The 22,634-nt window shown below is 53.9% G+C and carries 21 protein-coding genes and 1 pseudogene; 5 read left to right on the plus strand and 17 right to left on the minus strand.

All coding sequences use genetic code 11. The features are described 5' to 3' along the window. Positions 1–7 precede the first annotated feature (7 nt). Entirely contained in the window at positions 8–1,522 is a 1,515-nt protein-coding gene (locus tag IYV58_RS14345; RefSeq protein WP_049080284.1) for a 4-hydroxyphenylacetate 3-hydroxylase family protein, read from the plus strand. Positions 1,523–1,609: 87 nt separating this feature from the next. Here IYV58_RS14345 and IYV58_RS14350 read toward each other — a convergent pair whose 3' ends face one another. Together IYV58_RS14350 and IYV58_RS14355 are read right to left on the minus strand one after the other, a co-directional pair. Beyond that, positions 1,610–3,871, minus strand: a complete 2,262-nt coding sequence (locus tag IYV58_RS14350) for an ATP-binding cassette domain-containing protein (protein WP_195729098.1) — start codon at positions 3,869–3,871, stop codon at positions 1,610–1,612. Between the two features lie 4 nt (positions 3,872–3,875). After that, entirely contained in the window at positions 3,876–5,108 is a 1,233-nt protein-coding gene (locus IYV58_RS14355; protein ID WP_142471262.1) for a multidrug effflux MFS transporter, read from the minus strand. A gap of 401 nt (positions 5,109–5,509) precedes the next feature. Here IYV58_RS14355 and IYV58_RS14360 point away from each other — a divergent pair, with 401 nt between their 5' ends. Next, entirely contained in the window at positions 5,510–5,851 is a 342-nt protein-coding gene (locus tag IYV58_RS14360; RefSeq protein WP_123829330.1) for a hypothetical protein, read from the plus strand. A gap of 6 nt (positions 5,852–5,857) precedes the next feature. Further along, a pseudogene (locus IYV58_RS28335) lies at positions 5,858–5,962 on the plus strand (VOC family protein); the annotation flags it as partial. A gap of 15 nt (positions 5,963–5,977) precedes the next feature. Here the strand turns inward: IYV58_RS28335 and IYV58_RS14365 are convergent. Genes IYV58_RS14365 through IYV58_RS14375 form a run of 3 tightly spaced genes read right to left on the minus strand, consistent with a single transcriptional unit; the run spans position 5,978 to position 7,211 of the window. Then, a complete protein-coding gene (locus tag IYV58_RS14365) occupies positions 5,978–6,196 on the minus strand; it encodes a DUF7661 family protein (protein WP_004119990.1) in 219 nt (72 codons plus the stop codon). Beyond that, positions 6,190–6,765: a GNAT family N-acetyltransferase gene (locus IYV58_RS14370; protein WP_195729099.1), complete on the minus strand. Its 576-nt coding sequence runs from the start codon at positions 6,763–6,765 to the stop codon at positions 6,190–6,192. The genes IYV58_RS14365 and IYV58_RS14370 overlap by 7 nt, the downstream gene beginning before the upstream one ends. Next, positions 6,765–7,211: a VOC family protein gene (locus tag IYV58_RS14375; protein ID WP_004119986.1), complete on the minus strand. Its 447-nt coding sequence runs from the start codon at positions 7,209–7,211 to the stop codon at positions 6,765–6,767. The genes IYV58_RS14370 and IYV58_RS14375 overlap by 1 nt, the downstream gene beginning before the upstream one ends. A 300-nt stretch (positions 7,212–7,511) precedes the next feature. Between IYV58_RS14375 and IYV58_RS14380 the strand changes: the two genes are divergently transcribed. Continuing rightward, complete coding sequence (locus IYV58_RS14380) at positions 7,512–7,802, plus strand: hypothetical protein (protein ID WP_004119983.1); 291 nt, start codon at positions 7,512–7,514, stop codon at positions 7,800–7,802. Positions 7,803–7,837: 35 nt separating this feature from the next. Here the strand turns inward: IYV58_RS14380 and IYV58_RS14385 are convergent, their stop codons facing one another. The 6 genes from IYV58_RS14385 to IYV58_RS14410 form a co-directional block, all read right to left on the minus strand. Next, positions 7,838–10,951 carry an efflux RND transporter permease subunit gene (locus IYV58_RS14385; protein ID WP_049113834.1) on the minus strand — a complete coding sequence of 1,038 codons (3,114 nt, stop codon included), beginning with the start codon at positions 10,949–10,951 and terminating at the stop codon, positions 7,838–7,840. Continuing rightward, a complete protein-coding gene (locus IYV58_RS14390) occupies positions 10,948–12,417 on the minus strand; it encodes an efflux RND transporter periplasmic adaptor subunit (protein ID WP_195729100.1) in 1,470 nt (489 codons plus the stop codon). Before IYV58_RS14390 ends, IYV58_RS14385 begins: the two co-directional genes overlap by 4 nt. Next, the gene (locus IYV58_RS14395; RefSeq protein ID WP_004119973.1) at positions 12,417–13,664 is read right to left on the minus strand and encodes a TolC family protein; all 1,248 of its coding nucleotides are present in this window, start codon (positions 13,662–13,664) and stop codon (positions 12,417–12,419) included. Before IYV58_RS14395 ends, IYV58_RS14390 begins: the two co-directional genes overlap by 1 nt. Positions 13,665–13,677: 13 nt before the next feature. Then, positions 13,678–14,046 (minus strand): copper-binding protein, encoded by a 369-nt coding sequence (locus tag IYV58_RS14400; RefSeq protein ID WP_117085658.1) that lies wholly within the window; start codon positions 14,044–14,046, stop codon positions 13,678–13,680. Positions 14,047–14,118: 72 nt separating this feature from the next. Then, positions 14,119–14,538, minus strand: coding sequence for a hypothetical protein (locus IYV58_RS14405; RefSeq protein ID WP_004119969.1), 420 nt, complete (start codon positions 14,536–14,538; stop codon positions 14,119–14,121). A 240-nt stretch (positions 14,539–14,778) separates the two neighbouring features. Continuing rightward, complete coding sequence (locus tag IYV58_RS14410; protein ID WP_112164921.1) at positions 14,779–15,579, minus strand: MBL fold metallo-hydrolase; 801 nt, start codon at positions 15,577–15,579, stop codon at positions 14,779–14,781. A gap of 184 nt (positions 15,580–15,763) precedes the next feature. Here IYV58_RS14410 and tam point away from each other — a divergent pair, with 184 nt between their 5' ends. After that, positions 15,764–16,516, plus strand: a complete 753-nt coding sequence (gene tam / locus IYV58_RS14415; RefSeq protein ID WP_049113830.1) for a trans-aconitate 2-methyltransferase — start codon at positions 15,764–15,766, stop codon at positions 16,514–16,516. A gap of 244 nt (positions 16,517–16,760) precedes the next feature. On the opposite strand, the gene IYV58_RS14420 is transcribed toward tam, so the two are convergent. The 6 genes from IYV58_RS14420 to glsB form a co-directional block, all read right to left on the minus strand. Continuing rightward, on the minus strand, positions 16,761–17,201 hold the full coding sequence (locus tag IYV58_RS14420) for a GNAT family N-acetyltransferase (protein ID WP_004119957.1): 441 nt from the start codon (positions 17,199–17,201) through the stop codon (positions 16,761–16,763). A gap of 304 nt (positions 17,202–17,505) precedes the next feature. Further along, positions 17,506–18,957, minus strand: a complete 1,452-nt coding sequence (locus tag IYV58_RS14425; RefSeq protein WP_049113826.1) for a tagaturonate reductase — start codon at positions 18,955–18,957, stop codon at positions 17,506–17,508. A gap of 111 nt (positions 18,958–19,068) precedes the next feature. Continuing rightward, complete coding sequence (locus IYV58_RS14430) at positions 19,069–19,599, minus strand: GNAT family N-acetyltransferase (RefSeq protein WP_004119951.1); 531 nt, start codon at positions 19,597–19,599, stop codon at positions 19,069–19,071. 90 nt (positions 19,600–19,689) lie between these two features. Beyond that, entirely contained in the window at positions 19,690–21,102 is a 1,413-nt protein-coding gene (locus IYV58_RS14435) for a GGDEF domain-containing protein (protein WP_004119946.1), read from the minus strand. Positions 21,103–21,208: 106 nt separating this feature from the next. Then, a complete protein-coding gene (locus IYV58_RS14440) occupies positions 21,209–21,583 on the minus strand; it encodes a DUF4186 domain-containing protein (RefSeq protein ID WP_004119940.1) in 375 nt (124 codons plus the stop codon). Continuing rightward, the gene (gene glsB, locus IYV58_RS14445) at positions 21,583–22,509 is read right to left on the minus strand and encodes a glutaminase B (protein ID WP_004119937.1); all 927 of its coding nucleotides are present in this window, start codon (positions 22,507–22,509) and stop codon (positions 21,583–21,585) included. The genes IYV58_RS14440 and glsB overlap by 1 nt, the downstream gene beginning before the upstream one ends. Positions 22,510–22,634 lie beyond the last annotated feature (125 nt).

A 22,634-nucleotide genomic window follows, 5' to 3' on the forward strand; every position in this document is an offset into this window, starting at 1 on the left:
AGCTGACATGGGAAATAAATCAGTATCGTTACCTACCGGTAATGACTTTTTGGCGGGTCTGAATGATGGGCGAGAAATATGGGCTTATGGTGAAAAGGTCGACAATGTTATTACACATCCAGCGTTTCGCAATTCAGCACTGTCTATAGCTAAATTATACGACGCGCTCCATGACGAAAAGTATCAGGCTATATTAACCACGCCGTGTGATACCGGCAGCGGTGGTGTCACCCATCCGTTCTTCCGCGTTCCTCATTCTGTTGACGACCTGATACGCGATCGCGACGCAATCGCCCAGTGGGCGAGGCTTAGCTACGGCTGGTTAGGAAGGAGCCCTGATTTCAAAGCCTCGTTTCTTACGACTCTCGGCGCCAATCCCGAGGCCTACGGAGAATATGCGGATAACGCCAGACACTGGTACAAACGTTCACAAGAGGAGCTACTTTACTGGAATCATGCCATCATCAACCCCCCTATCGACCGCAATCTCCCGCCCGACCAGATTGAAGATATCTGCATTCACGTCGAAAAAGAGTGTGATGATGGCGTGATTGTTAGCGGTGCCAAGGTGGTTGCTACCGGCTCTGCCTTGACGCATTACAATTTCATCGCGCATTACGGTTTACCTGTCAAAAAAAGAGAATTTGCCCTGGTATGCACCTTACCCATGAATGCCCCAGGGCTGAAACTGGTTTGCCGCCCCTCTTACTCCTTAGCAGCCGAAAAGGTCGGCAGTCCCTTTGACTATCCACTGTCCTCCCGCTACGACGAGAATGACATGATCTTCATTCTGGATAAGGTGAAGATTCCCTGGGAAAACATTTTTATTTACGGCGATACGGCTAAAGCGGCCACGTTTTTACCCAGTTCTGGCTTTCTGCACCGCTCTACGTTCCACGGTGTGACGCGTCTGGCGGTAAAAATCGATTTTATCTGTGGTTTATTCATTAAAGGCGTGGAAGCCACCGGCGTAGCCGATTTCCGCGGTATACAGACCCGCGTCGGGGAAATGCTGGCCTGGCGTAACCTCTTCTGGGCCATAAGCGATGCTATGGCTAAATCGCCGAATCCCTGGCACAACGGCGCCCTCCTGCCTAACCTGGATTATGGTTTAGCCTACCGTTGGTTTATGAGTCTCGGCTATCCACGGATCAAAGAAATTATTGAACAAGATCTTGGCAGCGCGCTTATTTATATTAATTCGCATGCCAAAGATTTTGCCGCGCCGGAACTGGAGCCTTATCTGAAAAAATATATGCGCGGTTCCAACGGTATGGATGCCGTTGAAAGGGTAAAGCTTATGAAACTAATCTGGGACTCTGTAGGAACAGAATTCGCCAGCAGACACGAACTCTATGAACGAAATTATACCGGCAGTCATGAAAATGTTCGTATCGAACTGTTGCTCGCCGCACAAATGTCGGGGCAGATACAAGAATATAAAGGTTTCGCCGAACAATGCATGATGGATTATGACCTGGATGGCTGGTTGGATCGCGATTACCACTGGCCTGTAGACTAATAAGATTAACGGGACAATACATCAGTATAATAATGGGCATGCATCACATTATTGCCAGTCTCTTCTGGCTGTCCCGACCACTATCTCTCACTCTACCCGGCAATGTATGCGCAACCACTCCGCGGTTAAAGAATGGCGACAGGTCAGCATCGATTCAGGTGTACCGCTAAACAGTAATTTTCCCCCTTCTTGCCCGGCATAAGGTCCAATATCAATAATCCAGTCAGCCTGAGCGATCAACTCCATATTATGTTCAATAATAATGACGGTGTTTCCGCGCTCTACCAGTCGGTTAAAGAGTTTCAGCAGCGAGGCAACATCACTGGGATGAAGTCCGGTGGTTGGCTCATCGAAAATATACATGTCACTATCATGATTTAATTGTGACGCTAACTTCAGCCGCTGGCATTCACCGCCTGAAAGATGATTTAACGATTCCCCCAAGCGCAAATATCCCAACCCGACGTCGACCAGACTACGAAAAATTGGCCTGAGCTGTGGCTCATTCAGGAAAAAATCGCCAGCATCGTTAATCGACAGAGATAATACCTCCGCAATATTTTTTCCCTGATAATGATATTTTAGCGCCTGTGGGTTATAGCGCTGCCCCTGACAGGCCTCACATGGCAACGTAACCGTATCCATAAATGCCAGATCGGTTTGTATTACCCCTAGCCCATGACATTCCGGACAGGCGCCTTTAGCATTGGCGCTGAACCACGACGCTGACACATGGTTTTTTTCGGCAAACAGCGAACGGATCGTATCAAATGCGCCGCACCAGGAAGCAATATGCGATCGAATCGAAGTATGTATCGGTTTTTGATCGATAACGATCGCGTCCGGACATTGTGGCGCCAGGGCTCCCATGACGAATGAACTTTTGCCCGATCCCGCGACCCCGGTCACAGCGACCATAACGCTCAAAGGTACGTCTACCGATAAGTTATGCAGATTATGCAATGTGGCGTTTCTTACCGAAATATAACCTTTAGCACATCTCGGTCTTTTATTTATCTCTGCCCGTGAAGAGAAATATCTTCCCGTCAAGGTTTGGGATTGCTTAAGTGCCGACAGGTCACCCTCAAATACAATATTTCCACCTTGCTTGCCCGCTCCCGGCCCTAAATCAATAACATGCTCGGCTATCGCTATCATGTCAGGATCGTGCTCTACCATCAGAATGGTATTGCCTTTGTCGCGTAGTTTACCAATTAATATATTCAATTTAACAATATCTGCTGGATGAAGCCCGGTACTTGGCTCATCAATTATATAAACGATCCCGGTAAGACTACTTCCCAGATGCCGGACCATTTTTAACCGCTGGGATTCACCGCCCGATAAGCTGGGGGTCGTCCGGTTCAAATCCAGATACCCCAAGCCTACTGCACACATTGCATCTAACCTTTCCAGCAATGCTTCGAGCAGCGGCCTGACTTCAGGATAATCGAGCTTTTCTACAAACAGCTTTAACTCTGTGACAGGCAGTGTTGCACATTCGCCAATATTTTTCCCTCTTATCCTGCAGGAAAGTATTTTGTCGTTGAGCCTCATACCCTGACAAGAAGGGCAAACCTGTAAACTAACGACTCGCTGAAATTCCTCAGCTTTAGTATCTTTAGTTTCTTGTTTCAAATAACTTCGCGTAAAGCGCGTAATGACGCCTTCAAACTTTGCACTCTTAGGCCAACCGGCTAACGGCGCTTCAGGAATGAGATTATCCGCATACAGTAATAACTCTCGTTCCGCTTTTGAATAATCCATGATTTTTTTATCAGCATCAAAAAGCCCTGAATAAACATAACGTTTCCAGCGCCATGAACCCGGTGCAAAAGAAGGATAACGAATAGCGCCTTCATTTAAGGACAGATTTGAATCAATCAGTTGGTCGATATCAATGGTGCTGGCAATACCCAACCCGTCGCATGTCGCACACATCCCGGCAGGATGATTAAATGAAAAAACATTAGAATAACCAACAAAAGGTTCGCCAACACGAGAAAATAGTAGTCGCAGCAGAGTATAAATATCTGAGGCGGTACCCACCGTCGAACGTGCGTTGCCACCAATACGTTTTTGGTCAATAATAATGGCCACCGACAGGTTTTCAATGTCATCAACTTCAGGATTACCATAATGCGGTAAACGGTGTCGAATAAAAGGTGGAAAGGTGTCATTTAGCTGACGCTGAGATTCTGCCGCAATAGTTCCGAATACCAGAGAACTTTTCCCCGACCCGGAAACGCCGGTAAAAACTGTTATTCTATTTTTAGGGACCTCTAAATCAATATCTTGCAGATTGTTTTGTCTTGCACCAATAATTTTTATAGCGTCATGTGTATTCATCACACTATCCTTTTTTACCTGTCAATAATAATGCCATGATGGCTATTAAACAGCATCCCGCTATGATTAGCGACATCGGTAGTAATGACAACGGGTCTCCAAATCCAAGCAGTGATGGAGTTATCGCAGCGATACCAAACTGAAAAACCCCTAAAATAGCAGAACCCGTTCCTTTTAAATGTGAAGATGCCGCCATGGCCATACTCGCGGCATTGCCAAAGGTCAAAGCCATAGTAAACATCATGATTAACAGTAATACCGCCACAATCTCAAACTGGAAATGAGAAATATAGTCAACGATGCAAAGTAATATAGATATCACCAGTGTGCTTATCACCCCCAGTTTTATGAGGTTATCTTCGCCAAATTTCGTAACATAACGAGCGCTGACAATACTACCAAACATCATTGCTCCAGCGTTGATAGAGAATATTACAGCGAATTCCCCCGAGGATAAATTAAACGCCGATTGATAGATAAACGGCGATGCTGATATATAAGCAAATAGCGCCCCGAACTGGATTGAAAAAATTAAAGTATAACCTATATATTTCTTATGACTAAGCAGCTCGATAAACTGACTGATAAACTCGTTGAAGTTGAAAGGTAATCGCTGATGACGGGGTAAAGTTTCGCGAATAAAATGACTGCTGAGCAAGGTGGAGACTAATGATATTGCGGCCATAAAAACAAAAACTACCGGCCAGATAAACCATGCAGCCACTCCTCCAAGTAGTGGTGCAATAACAGGGGCGATCCCCTGTATCGCTAACACCAGATTAAAATATCGAGCGGCTTTAGTCCCCGGGCACAGATCAGAAATAATTGCCCGGGAAAGAACGATACCAGCCGCCCCTCCCAGTCCCTGAAAGAACCGTGTAACAATGAGCAGCTGAATGTTCGCGGATATAGCGCCAGCTAATGAAGCGATGGTTAATAGTGTCATCCCGCCTAACAATAATCTACGCCTGCCGTAATGATCGGACAACGGGCCAATGAACAACTGCCCAATTCCTAAGCCCACCATAAAAGCGGTGATACTAAGCTGAACTTTGTCAGGCGTCGTATGCAAATCACTGGCGATAGCTGGAAATAAAGGCAAGTACATATCAGTAGATAATGCAGCAACGGCGCTAAGCAAACCCAGAACAATAACGACTTTACTGGAAAGCAAACCTCTACTTTCATCTCTGTACATCGTACTGGCCGCCGGTGCCTGAACTTCTTTTGGTCGCATGATCAGTGTAATCCCTTTACCTTCTGTGGTCTGTCATAACTATACCACCAGCTAAAGTAATTGCAAAAACGAAATCAATTAAACAAACAACTAAATGATAAATTAATAAATATCAATAAGATACAAAAATAAAACTAAAAAATTATTGGTTTTTGATTGCCTTAAGGGTATCACAAAACTGATAATCCACTTCCATGGATATACTAAATAGAGTTGTAATATCAATAATCTATGCCAGAAACCTCAATACTCGCGATACCTGGAGTTGCATGTTGCGGGTGCTGCTTCATGCCCATAAAAGTTGGGCTGCCCTGTTGCTCAGACATGTAACTTGAAGTTTATTGAGTATATGTCCTGGAGCTAGAAGAAGGCGTTTTTGAAGGGATGTATAATGTTAATGTTTGACTAAAATATTTGCGGGGATATTCATCCGCCCTTGCAAAACGGGTGATGTAATACAAGAATCATTAATACGTGATTGTAAATCTGAATTTGACATTGCAGAATATAATGATGCTTTGTTTTCAACATTTACCCTCGGATTTTCTGAATCACTCTCCTTAACAGTCCTAAAACGACGAGTCGAATATCTTGCCGGAATAATTTCGGTACAAATCTTACGCATAAAAGAAGGTATTGATAAAAAAGTCGCACTTTGTAGCGACCGAAGTCCTGAATGGCCAGTAGGTTGGAATGGTAGTATCTCCCTGCCGAATGGCGAGAACGATGTAAAAGCGTGCTGACCGCAATTTGTGCCGGTCAGCGCGTTTAATCCGTACTGGAATGTGAACGGTAAAACCTTTGACGACCACGATGGTTATCGCATGGTGCTGCAAAACCGAAGCTGGTCATAACCACTGCCGGCGACGCTACTCCACAAGATGGACGTCAGGATGGCGCGGGCTTGCCGCTTCATGAAAAATATCCCCCAACCAGCCAGGAATTTCCGCCTCCGTAAGATCGTCCGGGATGATAACCCCGGCTAGCGGCGAAAATTTCCGCTCGTTAATATCGACGCGGAAAACCCGCCAGCGTTCGCCCTGACGCTGGACGCCAATATGACGCCCGAATACGTTATATATCAGCATCCTGTCTCCCTATATGACGCGGGAGCTTGTGCAGCCAATGCATTCCATTCCGCTTTGGTTATTTCCCACAGTTCGGCGTCCAGCAGGCCGGAGATGAACTGCTTTTTCTCGACACCAACCAGGCGCATACCGCTACGGTGCGAAATCTTTTTCGACCCGCTATTGTCGCAGGCCTTCGGCGCGCGCAGCACCTCCCGGTTAAGCGTATTAAACCAAAAATCGGTCACCCGGCGGCAGGCTTCGGTCATCAATCCCTGGCGATGCCAGCGCGGATCCAGCCAGAACCCGCGGTTGTTATCCACTTCATCAGAGAGCGTAATCAGGCCAATGACTCTCTCCGGCGCCGTTTTAAGGCGGAGGGTCCAAAACCAGCCGGTACCGTTAGCTGCGGCAGGTAAAGCCACATTATTGACAAAGCGCGACGCGCCATCCTCCGGAAAAGGCCATGGAAAACCGGCGGCAAGATAACGCACGATTTCCCACTGTGGAAAGAGAACCTGAATTTGCGGCGCATCGTCTGCGGTCAAGGGGAGCAGCAGCAGTCTTTCAGTCATCAATTCCGCTGCCATCACGCTTGTTCCTCGCGCAACCACGGCGTCACGGTGATGCCCGCCAGTAGCCCTTCCGGGCTAAGCAGGCGCGTAACGGTTTGCCCCCACGGCTCAATGCGGTTGTCCACCAGCAGCCTATAGCCTCTGGCTTTTAGCGCATCGGTTGCCGAGCCGATATCGCGGACTTCAAACTCAATCCACGCCTGCGGCACCGGCAGATAGTCTGGCCAGCTATCGGCATCAAAACAGGAACGCGCCGCCTGCGCCAGCGGCCAGAGGGCGAAATGTTTGACCCCGCCGAGAGCATCATGTTCGGTCAGCAGATACTCTTCGTTACCGGGCATCGGTTTGAGCGGCAGCCCAAGCGCGGCGACATAAAAGTCACGGCTGGCTGCGGCAGACTGCGTTATCGGCCCAAAGCCGGCGACAAAAAGTACATCCATTCCGTCTAAATCGTATTCCATATCCTCTCCCGTCATGGTCCGTGATGCGTTAACAAATTTTATACTCTGCCGCGCGCGACTTGCCCAGCCTTCTGTGTTCACTACGGCTACACATTGGGACGTTAATCTGGCCGCCAGGCGGCGATCGACGCAAATAAATATTGCTATAAAACTAATCAATATTTGACTGTAATTCGGCTTCCGTGCCACCATCGCCTCGGCGCCCGGCAAGCGGCGCGAAGGTGGTACGGGTGAATATCAGAGACCGCATGCTTAAGGTCCATACCCGTCCGCAACCTGATTCTGGCGGGAAATAAAGACATGCACCAAAGTTTTAATCAGCGCGTTCATTTCTATTATTGCATTCTGGTGGCGCTGAAAATGCACGCAAAATCAAAGAAATCGGGCGGAGTTCGCGGGAAAAATAATTTCCTGCTTAAATGGCTGCGCAAAGCGCAGGACAATAATATATTCCACCCGGATATCACCAGCGAGATCGAATGGCTGCGCGGAAAAATCATTCAGGCCGGCTACGATACCGACCTTGAACCAATGCTCGATTTTGTCTACGCCACCGCCAAACGTGCGGAAGATCTTAAGAACGCCGACTGATTCACGCCCGAGCCGCCTGGCTCGGGCGCTGAACTTTAGCGTTTGTTACGGTGCGTCAGAAGATAGACCGCCGGGATCACCAGCATCGACAGCAGCGGCGCGGTGATCATCCCGCCGATCATCGGCGCGGCTATACGCTGCATCACCTCCGATCCGGTACCGCCTCCCCACATAATCGGCAGCAGCCCGGCCATAATCGTCGCCACGGTCATCACTTTCGGGCGCACGCGCAGCACCGCCCCTTCATGAATTGCCTGGTTGAGCGTCTGGTCATCAAGCCGTCCGCGGCGCCTGGCGATCGACTGGTTTAAATAGAGCACCATAATCACCCCGAACTCCGCCGCCACGCCGGCCAGCGCGATAAAGCCCACGGCGGCAGCCACCGACAGGTTATAGCCCAGCAGCCAAAGTAGCCAGATGCCGCCTACCAGCGAAAACGGTAAGGTACCCATGATCAGCAGGGCGTCTTTAACCTGACCGAAGGTGACGTAAAGCAGAATAAAGATAATCATCAGGGTAAACGGCAGCACGATTTTCAGCTTTGCCGTCGCGCGCTCCAGATACTCATACTGCCCGGACCAGGTCAACGAGATACCTTCCGGCAGCTTGACCTGTTCGCTGACCTCACGCTGCATCTGGTCCACGGCGGATTTCAGGTCACGTCCGCGAATATCAACGTAGATCCAGTCCGATAGTCGGGCGTTTTCGCTTTTCAGCATCGGCGGGCCGTCGGTGATGGCGATATCCGCCAGTTCGGAAAGCGCCACCTGCGCCCCGCCGCTGGTCACCACCGGCAGATCGCGCAGCTTCTGCAGCGAGTCGCGCATTTCGCGCGGATAGCGAACGCTGATCGGGTAACGTTCTCGCCCCTCGATGGTTTCGCCGATGTTATCGCCGCCGACAACGCTGGCGACGACCGACTGCAGCTCCTTCACCGACACGCCGTAGCGGGCGGCTTTCACCCGGTCGATAGTGATATCGATATAGCGACCGCCGTCGAGGCGCTCCGCCAACGCCGAGGTCACTCCCGGTACGTTACGCACGATACGCTCAATCTCTTCGGCGGTTTTTTCGATCTCCGCCAGATTGTTGCCGTTCACTTTAATACCGACCGGGCTTTTAATACCGGTCGCCAGCATATCCAGGCGGTTACGAATCGGCGGTACCCAGACGTTGGCGATACCCGGCACCTTCACCGTATTGTCCAGCTCGCTGATGAGCTTATCCATAGTCATGCCGGGCCGCCATTCGCTTTTCGGTTTGAACTGAATGGTGGTTTCCAGCATGGTCAGCGGCGCCGGGTCGGTGGCGCTATCCGCCCGTCCGGCCTTGCCGAATACGCTTTGCACTTCAGGAATGGTCTTGATCAGGCGGTCGGTTTGCTGCAGCAGACGTCCGGCTTCGCGGCTGGAGATCCCCGGCAGCGTGGAGGGCATATACAGCAGGTCGCCCTCGTCAATCTGCGGCAAGAATTCGCTGCCGAGCTGCGCCAGCGGCCAGAGCGTGGCAACCAGCAGCAGCCCCGCCGCCGCCAGCGTCCCCTTCGGCCACTGCAAAACTTTATCCAGCAGCGGTTCATAGGCGCGGATCAGCCAGCGGTTGAGAGGATTGGCGGTTTCATCAGGGATTTTGCCACGGATAAAGTAGCCCATCAGCACCGGCACCAGGGTGATCCCCAGCCCGGCGGCCACCGCCATCGACCAGGTTTTAGTGAAAGCCAGCGGCGAGAACATCTTGCCTTCCTGCGCCTCGAGGGTGAATACCGGAATAAACGACAGGGTGATAATCAGCAGGCTGCAAAACAGCGCAGGCCCCACTTCCGACGCCGCGTGCTGGGCAATCTGCCAGTAGTCAGCAGAAGACGGCTGGCGTTCGGGATGCTCGTGCCGCCACTGCTCCAGCACCTTATGCATATTTTCAATCATCACGATTGCCGCATCGACCATGGCCCCGATAGCGATCGCAATTCCGCCGAGCGACATCATATTGGCGCTGACGCCCTGATAGTGCATCACGATAAACGCGCCGAGGATCCCCAGCGGCAGCGTGATCATCGCCACCAGCGCGCTGCGGAAGTGGAACAGAAACAGCGAGCAGACCACCGCCACAACGATAAACTCTTCGATAAGCTTATGGGTCAGGGTTTCGACCGAGTTTTTTATCAACTGCGAGCGGTCGTACACCGGGACAATCTCCACCCCGGCAGGCAGGCTTTTTTGCACTTCCGCCAGTTTGGCTTTCACCGCGTTAATGGTGGTCAGCGCGTTTTTGCCCGAACGCATGATGATAATGCCGCCCGCGACCTCGCCTTCGCCGTTGAGCTCGGCGACGCCGCGCCGAATCGCCGGACCGCGGCGCACGCTGGCGACGTCTGAGAGCAGCACCGGCACGCCGCCGCGCGCGGCGATAACGACCTGGTTAAAATCGTCGATGGACTTCAGGTAGCCGGTAGTGCGTACCATATATTCCGCTTCACCCAGCTCCAGCACCGAGCCGCCCCCTTCCTGGTTGGCGCTTTGGATCGCGCTAATCACCTGCTCGTGAGTCACGTTCAGCGCCCGCAGCCGGTCGGGGTTAAGAACCACCTGATACTCTTTCACCATCCCGCCGACGCTGGCCACCTCTGAAACATCCGGTACGGTTTTCAGTTCATATTTAAGGATCCAGTCCTGAATCGCCCGCAGGTCTCCGAGGCTATGCTGGCCGCTTTTGTCGGTGAGCACATATTCAAATACCCAGCCGACGCCGGTGGCATCCGGCCCGAGCGACGCTTTGGTTTCCGGCGGCAGGCTGCTCTGGATTTGGCTCAGGTACTCCAGCACGCGGGAGCGCGCCCAGTACGGGTCGGTACCGTCCTCAAACAGTACGTAAACGTAAGCATCGCCAAACATGGAAAAGCCGCGCACGGTTTTCGCCCCCGGCACCGACAGCATGGTGGTGGTCAGCGGATAGGTCACCTGGTCTTCGACAATTTGCGGCGCTTTGCCCGGATAGCTGACGCGAATGATCACCTGGGTATCGGAAAGATCCGGCAGCGCGTCCAGCGGCGCCTGCTGTATCGACCAGACGCCCCAGGCGGCCATAATCAGCGTCGCCAGCAGTACCAGCAGGCGGTTGCGCAACGACCAGCGGATAACGGCGGCAATCATGGCTGCTCCTTAGCGCCGCTCATCGGCATTATTGAGGTCACCCGCGCCCCTTCATCGGTCAGCACAAAATGAAACATCACCGACTCGCCGGGACGCACCTGTTCCCGTAGCTGCGGCGTAATAGCAAAGTCCATGATCATCGCCGGCCACTTCAGCGCCGGGACCGGCTGGTGCGCGATCGTCACCGCCTCATCGCTCACCGCCTTGATGATGCCCTGCGCCGAGTAGCTTTGTATCTCTTCATTCTGTCCGGCCATTTGCGGCAGTGCGCTGCGCAGGCTGGCTTCGGAGTCAATCAGGAACTGACCTGAGGTGACCACCTTTTGCCCCTCTTCAAGGCCGGAAGTCACCTCGACCAGACCATCCTGCGTTCGTCCCGCCGTCACCTCGACTGGACGGAAATGCCCCTCGCCGTCAGCGATCAGCACCCGGTTGCTGGTGCCTGTTGCGATTAATGCCTCTTCCGGGATAGTCAGCACCTCGCGCCCCTGCTGCGCCTCAGCCAGCTCAACGTTCAAATACATGCCCGGTTTGAGCTGATGCTGCGGATTATTTAGCTCTACGCGGGCTTTCAGAGTACGGGTGGTCGCTTCGAGGTCGGGAAGCAGCTCGCTGACGGTTCCCTGAAACGTTGTGCCGGGCCAACTGCTGGTGGCGGCCGTCACCTGGCTGCCTACGCGCAGCAGGCTGGCCTGGCTTTGCGGATAATCAATCACGATCCAGACCGGGTCGAGGCTGGCCAGCTCGAACAGCGGCTGGGTTGCCGTGACCTGCGCGCCGGTGCGCACGTCCAGCTTGCTGACGTAGCCATCGTGCGGCGCGCGCACCGTTATACGGGTTTGCGGTTTACCGCTGCGCTCAACGCTGCGGATAATCGCATCCGGCATAAACTGCAGCTGCAAACGGCCGCGTGCGGCGGCGGTTAAACCGCTATCGCCCAGTTGCCTCACCGCCAGATACTCCTGCTGCGCCGCCGCCCACTGCGGGATCCATAGCTCGGCCAGCGCCTCGTTCTTTTTCACAAACTGCTGGGAGGCGTTGACGTAGAGTTTCTCGATCAGACCGCTGGCCAGCGCCGGAACCGTTTCAACGCTGCGCTCGTCAATCGCGACGGTACCGAAAGCGCTGAGCTTCTGCGCCAGCGTCCGCCGGGCAACATCAGCCGTGCGTACGCCGAGGTTTTGCTGCTGGCGGGCGCTAATCTGCACCCCCCCGGCCTCCTCTCCCGCCCCTTCATCGGCGTAACGCGGCACCAGATCCATATCCATAAACGGTGATTTTCCCGGTTTATCGAAGCGGGTACCGGGGGCCATCGGATCGTACCAGTACAGTACTTTGCGGCCCGTTTCGGTCTGGGCCCCGTCAGCGGATGACGTCGGCGCGTTTCGCGAACCGAGCCAGTATCCGCTCGCGGCGGCCAGGGCGATGGCCAGCGCTACAAGGGTAATAGCAGATTTTGGCTTCATTATTTAACATCCTGTGGAATAAGGTAGCGAATGGCGGTCCACGCATCAGCGAGCGCTTTCTCCGCGTCGTTGCTGGCGATTTCGCCGCTCAGCAGATCGCGACGAGCGGCGAGCAGTTCCGCCAGCGCCGAGCTGCCGGCCCGATACTGGGCATTGACGAGACTCACTTTCTTGCGCAGCAGCGGCAGCACCTCGCTTTGCTGGCGATCGTAAATGGCTTTCGCGGCGTTATATTGCGAGATCAGCTGATACTGCTGGGCCTGATGCTCGCGCATCAATAACGTCAGCCGATCGTTGGCTTCATAGGTACGGGAGACGTCGGCGGCGTGATCTTTGTCCTGTCGTTTGCCCTGAAAAATAGGCATATCGACGGTAAACATGACGCCCACCATATCGTCGTAATCATCCCCGCGCCTGGCGTAATAGACCTCGACGCCAACGTCAGGGATCGCCGCGACTTCCGACTGACCTGATTTCGCTTTCGCCAGATCGGCCTCACGCGCGGCCTGAATCACCTCAGGATGTAGCTTAATCCCCGCCATTAACGCGGCTTCATCGGCCGGTAAACGTTCAATGCGCGGCAGCGGGCCGGAGATATCGCGGACCTCTTTGCCGGTAAGCTGCAACAGGCGCGCCTGGGCAATCTGCACATCACGGCGGGCATTATCCTGCTCATTTTTCATGGCATTCAGCGCCAGCTGAACGTCGAGCACGCTGCCGGGACTGGCGCTGGCGCTGCTGACACCGGCCTTTTGTACGTTGATTTGCCGGGAGGTTTCGCTGATCAACGCCTGAACCGATCGCAGCGACTTCTGCGCCACCGCCAACGCCAGCCACGCCTGAGCGGTTTCCCGCTGTAGCCGGGCACGGATCACATCGGCATTGGCGGCTGCCTGGCGCGCTTCGGCGGTGATCGAGTCGGCCTTCCGTTCGCGCTTAGTGCTGCTGACGTAGTCCTGCATCACGCCGACCCTTTGCATGGTCATCCCCTCGCGGGTCAGTCGGCTGGCGTTATTGCCGCCCAGCGGAACGTTTTCAATGCCGAATTTCAGCTTCGGGTCAGGAAGCTGCATGGCGGAATCCGCCCTGTTTTTTAACGCATTCACCTGATGATCGTTGGCGGAGAGCTCGGCGGAGTAGCTTTCCGCCGCCGACAGGGCCTCAGCCAGCGTCGTCGCCCAGCCGTTGGCGGAAATCAGCGACAGTAGAAGCGGCAGCCCGCAGGCCGCCTTATTTAAAATGGACATAATGACTCCGGAATTAGTGCGCGGTCATCGAAACGAGCGCGTAGCCGGAGTCCGTCTGGCGGAAGGTGAAATCAACCTTTTGCCCCACCGCCAGCCTTTTATCGTGGTTAGCGCCGAGCGCAAAACTCATGGTCATCGCCGGCCAGTTCAGCTCGGCAACCGGAGCGTGGGCAATCACCACGGCATTGTCACGCCAGGCTTTAATGACCCCGCTCGCCGAATAAAGGGTGGCGGAATCATCCGGCTTATCCATCCCCGTCATCTGCGCCATCGCGGACATATTATGGTGATGCATCGCGCCGTCTTCCGCGCTGGCGGACAATGAAGTGAAGGAAAAGGTCAGAACGCTGGTAATAAGCAGAAAAATAGAAGTCGAACGCATAATAAAATCTCCGAAAAAAACATAAAGTCGCCCGCAGACCGGGCAGATCTGATAGATGTTTTTAACGGCTTTTTATTCCCTGAAACGGCAGAAACGTATTTCAGTCGGCGGACCGGTGACCGGCGGCGTCCGCCAGTCCATACGTTCAGCGCTGGTCTCCTGCTGCGGGGAAACCACTAATAGCGCGGTTTCGGAGGGAAGCGCGTTCAGCTGTAAAGAGGTTAATGAGTTTGGCTGCGCGGTATCGGGGTCGCAGTGCTTCTCGCAGATGGCTTTCTGACCGACGTTTTCCATGCCGGGCATGCTCATCACGCCATCGACAATATGGTGAATCTGCGCCTGCGGCGCCACCGGCTGCTGCTGGCCGCCGTGGTGCGCCGCGATGGTCAACTGAAGGTTGAGCAGTAGCCAACAGGCACAAACAAGCCCCACGCGGATACGAAGCCGACGCCGGGTTACTTGTTTTAATAATGCCTGCAGTGACGCAATCATAGAGATATTCGCAATAAGAAGACCGCTGAATTAAATCACACTCACCGGCAGAATTAAATGATATTTCAAAGAGAAAACTCCAGGTTAAATAGAATGAAGTTTCTCTATAAATATTTACACCCAAAAGGGATATCAGTATTTGACCTTCCCCTAGGGGGAAGGTGTATAGCCGGCGGATAATGTATTTAATAAATAGCAAAAATGTTATTTATATGTAATTAGCAAAAGTGAACGCGATTATTATTCCAGCACCAACGTATCACCGGTTGCCGGCGCGCTACTCTCCGCTAGCCACCAGCGCCCCCATGAACCGGTACAGTGGCAGGCCATCACCTCCTCGACCTTCTGCTGGCGCAAGAACTGCTTTAGCCGACGTATCCCCCACGGCGGCGCGCTGCGCAGGTGAAGGCCACCGATGATGGCGCGTATCTGCTGGACGCCGGTGATCTTCTGACAGTGGCGAATCGTATCGATCAATCCGCGATGCCCGCAGCCGCAAATAATGACTAACCCCCGAGTCGAGCGGTAGATCAGCACACCTTCGTCGGCAATATAATCTTTCCCCGCCGCTTGACCCGCGAGGATGCCATAGGCTCGCGGGCGCGCGACCGCAATCTCGCCGGACCAGATTAATCGTTCGCCAATCGCCATAGGCTCGCGACTGTACTCCATGCGGTGGCGGGAGTAGTCAATTTCTCGCGACAGTTTTTTGACTTTCCAGCGACGTCCGGCAAGGGATAACGCCGAGTAGCGCTGTTGCGCGATCAGCGGATGGCAAATGATACGGCTGTTATCCGGTAGCCACGGCACGCCGCCGCAGTGGTCGTAATGACCGTGGGAGAGCACCGTGGCGGTCAAGTCAGATAAAGAGACTCCCATCCGCTGCGCATTATTAAGAAACGTGCCGTCTGGCCCGGTATCAAACAGCACCCGGCTGGTTTCATCTTCCACAAGCAGGCTTAATCCGGGTTTCGCCTGCAGCAGGCTGTCCTGCCCCTTGCCGAGTCGGTTTTCAAGTAACACTTTAATGATTAACGCCATTTAATTTTCATTACCTCTTTTTTGCGACGTCTACTCTAGCCAACCTCCACCGGGTCTACCGTGACGAACCCGGCATAAGTTAAGTGACGCTGTCACGTTTCATTAGCATAGAGCTATTGTTTATTTGCCAGTTAAGTATTGCCGTCTATGCTGATGAACGAGTTTCTCTTAACCGGAGCGCACTATGGCTGACTGGAATCCTTCACTTTATTTGCAATTCGGCACGGAGCGCACGCGCCCCGCCGCTGAGCTTCTCGCCCGCATCGCCCACCATCCCGTCGCGCTGGCCGTTGATTTGGGCTGCGGACCAGGCAACAGTACCGCTCTGCTACGGCATGCCTGGCCTGAAGCAACAATTATTGGCGTCGATAATTCACCGGCCATGCTGGAAGAAGCCTCTCAGAGGCTCCCGGACTGCTGCTTTGTCGAAGGAGATATCGCCGGGTTTCGCCCCGAGCGCCCGGCGGACGTTATTTACGCCAATGCTTCGCTGCAGTGGCTAACGGATCATCAGCGGCTTTTTCCCCATCTGGTCAGCAATCTTGCACCAAACGGCATACTGGCGGTGCAAATGCCGGTTAACTGGCAAGAGCCCTCGCACGCGCTGATGCGTGAGGTCGCGGAAGAGCTAGGATATCCAGCCAGCGGGCGACAGCCGCTGCCGGATGTGCCGGAGTATTACGATATGCTGACCGCCTGCGGCTGCGAGGTGGATATCTGGCGCACGACCTACTATCACCCGCTGGCATCGCATCAGGCCATTATCGAATGGCTGCAGTCAACGGGCCTGCGCCCGTTTTTAAAACCGCTTGATGAACCGCAGCGCCAGTCGTTCCTCGAACGCTATCTGGCGCAGCTGAAAAAGCACTACCCGTTACAGTGTAACGGAAAGGTGCTGCTGCGATTTCCGCGCCTGTTTATCGTCGCGCGCCGCTAGCATTTATGATGTAAAACATTGATTTTAAATAGTGATTTAACGTTTCGGCACCAGACTCTGGCGCCGAACGTTAAGGTTTACCAGGACAGGTGATGGACCAGGGAGAGATCCCATGCGGTGGCCAGCAGCGAAAGAAACATGATGAGGTTCACAACCGTCTCTATGCGTTTTTCCATTTTGTTACTCCTGAGTCGTTTCCCCTGTTTTACAGGGGAAATCTTAATAACTTCTTAATCTCAGATTTTCAGAGCGTCATACGGTAACGAACATAGTCATCGGCTGGCGTAAATTCTTCATACAGACGCCGGGCCGGATTATCAGTACGCGTGTGCCAGTATAGACGCGACCACCCTTTCTCTTTTCCTTCCGCTTGCAGCGCCTGCATCAACGCCCTGGCGATACCTTTTCCGCGCATTGACGCGGCAACGAACAGATCTTCCAGATAGCAAACGGGCGTCTTTACCCATGTCCCTTCGTGAAGGACACAAATCGCAAATCCAGCGACGTTGCCATCCGCCAGGGCAACGCGGCCTAACATGGAAGAAGCGGAATCAAGCATGCGCTGCCAGGTGTATTCCGTGACGTCCGGCGGCTGCGGGCTACCGTAGAAACAGGTATAGCCTTCCCATAGCCGTAACCACTGCGCTTTATCCTGCTGGCCCACTTCACGAATTTCGATGACCATTGGTCTAACCTCTCGTTTGGATAAGGCATTATTTTCCTGTCGAATAATTTGATCAAGCGGCAGGGGCACAATTCATCCTTTTCTCTTATTTGCCCTGTTGACCGCTGGCGGACGAAGCTGGCGCGATCTTACAGACCTGCGCCAGTTCAAAATACAAAAGAATGTTGTAACTAATGAAAGGGCAAAAATATCCCGGCAGCGGCCAGGTTGCGTTCGATAACGAATCGCGTCCAGCACGGTGCCGGGATTCTTGCCGGAAAGCGGCTGGCGTCTTACCCGGCCGTAATCCGTTCGTTTCAGGGTATCAGCACAGTGGCTTAACGGCGGCGCGCATACCGTCGCGCAGAATAGCATCCAGATCCTGCGTCACCTGCTCGACCAGACCAGAGACTTTCGTCAGGTCCTGCTCCCAGTGGGACTCAACGCAAAGCACCGCGTTTACCAGCTCGCGGGTGCTGATTTGACGATCCCGATGCTGGGCCCACAGCGCCTGATAGCTCTCCATCCATTCTGCGTCGTCCTGTACCGGATAGTTCTCACCGTGACGCTCGCCGCGATAAAATGCGATCAGCGCCGCCAGCGCAAAGGTCAGACGCGCCGGGAGTTTCCCTGCTTTCTTCTGTCCCGCCAGCAGCTGCGGCAGAATACGGGTACGATATTTTGTCATCCCGTTAAGCGCGATAGACAGCAGCTGATGCTTGATATACGGGTTACGGAAGCGGCCGGTTACCGCGCTGGCAAAAGACTCCAGCTCATCGCGCGGCAGATCGAGAACCGGAATGATCTCCTGGTAAATCGCCTTCTCGACAAAAGCGCAAATTTCCGCATCGTTCATCGCTTCGCCCACGGTATCCAGCCCTGCCTGGAAGGCGACCGGCACCAGCGCAGTGTGTGCACCGTTAAGAATGGCCACTTTACGCTCTTTGTACGGCTTAATATCGTCCACGATCAGCACGTTAAGCGGCAGTTTATCGAGTCGCAGCTCGGCGGCCAGAGATTTCGGCCCCTGAATGACAAACAGATAGAAGTGTTCGGCGGTATCGAGGAAAGCGTCTTTATAGCCCAGTTGCTCTTCAATCTGCGCGGCTTCATCACGTGGATAGCCGGTCACAATGCGGTCTACCAGCGTAGAACAGAAAGCGTTGGCTTCATCCAGCCATGCCACAAAGGCTTCCGGCAGCGCCCACTCCTGCGCATAGCGCAGCACCAGTTCACGCAACGCTTCGCCGTTATAGTCAATCAGCTCGCAGGGAACGATGACCCAGCCTTTATCCGCCGCGCCGGAGAAATGGCTGTAGCGTTCAAATAGCAGACGGGTCAGTTTAGCCGGATAGCTAACCGCGGGCGCATCGTCGAATCGGTCGCCCGCGTGGTAGCTAATTCCCGCTTCGGTGGTATTGGAAAACACAAAACGCATATCCGGGTTATGCGCCAGCCGCAGCAGTTCATCATAATCCGCATAGGCGCTGATTTCGCGATTGACCGAGCGAATCAGGCGCGCATCGCTGACCGCTTCACCCTTCTCATTTAGGCCGCGAATGATCGTGGTATAGAGACCGTCCTGCACGCTGAGCGACGGCGGGAACGCACTCTCAATCGGACGTACAATCACCACCCCGGCATTCAGGTCGGTATGCTCGTTTAGCAGATCGATCTGCCAGTCGATAAACGCACGCAGGAAGTTGCCTTCGCCAAACTGAATGATACGTTCAGGGTACTGCGCGCCCGGGAAATCGCGACGGTTTAGTGTTTTCACAAGGGTTCCCTCATAGAGTAGTCATACAACCTGAGTAATTGGTCCAATAAGTTATCAGGTTTTTAGGCAAGTGAAACCCTGTTTTGATCAAAGCTGTATGCAATATCAAATTTAAGACAGAAATTTATAGAACAGCGATGTTGCCGTCAGCTCGCCGTCCGGCATTAGCGCATAGCGCGGGATTTCCCCGGCTTTTTCCCAGCCGCACTGCACGTAAAAGTTTTCTGCCCCGCTGCCGGTTGCGGTATCCAGCACCAGAACACTCTTGCCCTGCTCGCGTGCGATCGCTTCCAGTCGGGCCATTAGCGCATTCGCCAGCCCTTGACGACGCGCATTTTGGTGAACCAGGAGCTTGGCGACATCGGCGCGGTGCGGTTGGTTTTCCGGTTGGTCGGTAATGAGCTGTACCGTGCCAACGAGCCGCTGCTCTGCATCTGCCGCGGCGAGGACAACCCGCTCCCCGGCGGCGACGCTTTGCGCCATTCGCAGCCAGAACGCCGTCGCGGTTTCCGGGGCGAAAGGCAGCATAAAGCTCACCGAGGCCCCGCCGTTGACGCAGCTGACAAGGATATCGGTTAATTCAGAAAGGTGTTTGAGAATATCGTCATGCGACAGGGTGCGCAGAGTGAAGGATGTGGTCATAGGTAACTCCTTGAAATTGACCACATCACTATGTTTTTAACTTATATTTAACACAAGCAGAATTATCATCGCGTTTTCTTATGGGATAATTCAGGCCATTTCGTGCGTAAAAATCCGGTTGCGCCCGGCACGTTTCGCCCGAATCAACGAATCATCGGCTTCCATCAGCAACTGGTTGAACAGATCCGTAACCCTGGCGGTAGCGAGCAGTTGGCTCTCCAGCCCCATGCTGACGGTCAGCTGGATTTTGTTTTGCCCCCAGGTGAAGGTCTGCGATGCGATGCCCTGACGAATTTTTTCCGCCAACGCCTGTCCGTCCCGCTCTGATGAAGTCAGCGTCGCGACGGCAAACTCTTCCCCGCCAATGCGCGCCACCATGCCCTCTTCACCTACCAGTAGCCGCACCTGCTGCGCAAACTGGGCCAGCACGCAGTCGCCGCACTCATGGCCCCAGCGATCGTTGACCTGCTTGAAGCCGTCGATATCCAGCACCATGACCGTTAACCGCCTATCTTCCGACAGCGGTTGGCGTTTCAGCGCTTCGCTTAACCCCGATCGAGAATAGACCCGGGTCTGGAAGTCAAAGTCAGCACGCAGGGCCAGCTGTTTGACAAGGTTATTAATCGCCTCGACGCTGGAAGCGACGATAATCGGGCTAATCAGCATCGCCGCGATACCCAGACGCGTCGAAAACAGCTGCCACGGCTGCATCCGGGTGTCGGGCGTGAGGTGAATCAGCGAGTTCGCCACCAGCAGAATTTCGCTAATCCCGGTAATAAAGGTCAACAGACAGGTCAACGGTAGCGGATAGCGAATCGCGCACCAAATCAGCGCGGGTAACGGGAAGGTTATGCTCCCGGCCCCGCCCACCGCCACGCCGAGCGCAATCGACAGCACCAGCGCGATCGCCGGTAACAGCTGACGCAGGCGAAAACGTCCGAACGCCGAAGGGAGCGTAAGGGTCAAAATGAACGGCAGGATCAGTACGGCGGTGGAAAACTGTTCACTAAACCAGTCCGCCAGTTGGGGAATAAACGTGGCGCGTTCCACATCTACCGAACCCAGCGCCCCAACAGCCGCGCAGAGCAGCGCCGCCAGCAGGCAGTAGCAAAACAGGCTTAGCGCGTTGATCGGTCCCGGCATCGAATCCGCCCGCCGCTTATCCCACAAAATGAGCTGCGCCAGGGTGACGATAAAAACGATATTGGAGAAATTAATCAGAAAGGAAGCGAACCCCATTCCCCAACGAGATGTTAAACCGTCATATACCAGCATGGCGGCAAAACAAACGGCGTAAAAATAGCTGCGATTTAGCCAGATATAACGCGCAAAAATCCCCGCCATTACCGCATTCAGCGGCCAGAAGAACGACAATTCTTGTACAAGACGCAGCATCGCGCCAAAGAAATGCAGCAGTAGCGTTAAAGTGAACAACACCAGCGCATCACGCACGGGCTGTTCCTCACGAAACAGCGTGAATGACCGAATCGACAGTGGAGACATTCATGATTATCCGTCTAATTGTTTCAGGCAATTATTATGTTAATAATTAGTAAGCGGTTCATCATATCATGAGAATAATTATCAGGCATATACCGCCGCCGATGAATTACGGTCTGCCGCGATCCGGCGAATTCATCTGGATCACCAGCCAGTGATGGATAACCTGCACCACGTAGCGCTGCTCTTCGTCGCTGAGCCCGCGGCCCCGCGGGATCGCGTGCCACTTTTCCAGACAACCGCGACAGCAGGTCGCGGTGGCATGCTGGGCGATAAACACCGGATGTCCGCGCATCGGGGTCTGCTTACCGTCGTTAGGAATTTGCGCAGGGGCCAGCCGACTGGCGATAAAGTCCGCCGCGTGCTGGTCGATAACTTCCGCGCCCTTATCATAACAATACTGCCGTTCTTTCACGCCGAGGCGAAAACGGGAGCGGAAAGTGGAACGCTGCAGGCGAGCAAACAGGTTTTCTATGGGTACCATCAGAATACCGACCTTCCCAGTTTTTGAGTGAGTTTTTCCAGTAAAGCAATTCCGGCCAGCGAGTTCCCCGCCTCATCGAGTTCCGGGCTCCACACCGCAATCGCCATCTCCTGCGGGACGATAGCCACAATCCCGCCGCCGACGCCGGATTTCGCCGGCAAACCGACGCGCCACGCAAATTCACCTGCGTTCTGATACATGCCGCTGGTCATCATCAGGGCGTTGACCTGCCGCGACTGAATCGGCGCAATCACCGGCGTCTCAAGGTGCGGGGCGATGCCTCTATCGGCAAGAAACAGAAAGGTGCGCGCCAGCTCCACGCAGCTCATCTCCAGTGAACAGTAGTGGAAATAGTTTTGCAGTACCGTGGCGACATCGTTATGGAAATTGCCGAAGGATTTCATTAGCCAGGCGATAGCGGCATTGCGCGCCGAATGATCGAACTCCGAGCGGGCAACCACCGGATCGTAGGCGATATCGCCCACCCCGCTCAGACGACGAACGATTTCCAGCATTCGCTGGCGAGGCGCGCTAAGGCGACTTTGCAGCATATCGCAGACCACCAGCGCCCCGGCATTGATAAACGGATTACGCGGTTTGCCTTGTTCAATTTCCAGCTGTAATAGTGAATTAAAGGGCTGGCCGGAGGGATCTTTCCCCACCCGCTGCCAGATCTCCTCTTCCTGATAGTGGTTCATCGCCACCACCAGGCTCAGGACTTTCGAGATCGATTGAATAGAGAAACGCTCGTGCGCGTCGCCGGCGCTGTAGTGCTGACCGTCGACCGTACAGATGGCTACGCCGAGCTTCTCGCCGCTGACGCGGGCCAGCGCCGGAATATAGTCCGCCACTTTACCGCGCCCAATCAGCGGCCTGACTTCAGCCAAAATGGCATCGAGCATTGCGTTATTCATTACCGTCGCCACGCGAGGCTCCTTGCCAACAACAAAATTCGGGCGGTAATTATAGGCGCACGCGGCGCGAAGAAACAGCTTCTTTCTCGCTTCGGTGCCGCTAAGTAAATAGCTTAATAATATCGGGGGTATGTTCC

Origin of the sequence: Klebsiella sp. BDA134-6 (assembly GCF_015601345.1) — a bacterium.
Classification (GTDB): domain Bacteria; phylum Pseudomonadota; class Gammaproteobacteria; order Enterobacterales; family Enterobacteriaceae; genus Klebsiella; species Klebsiella grimontii.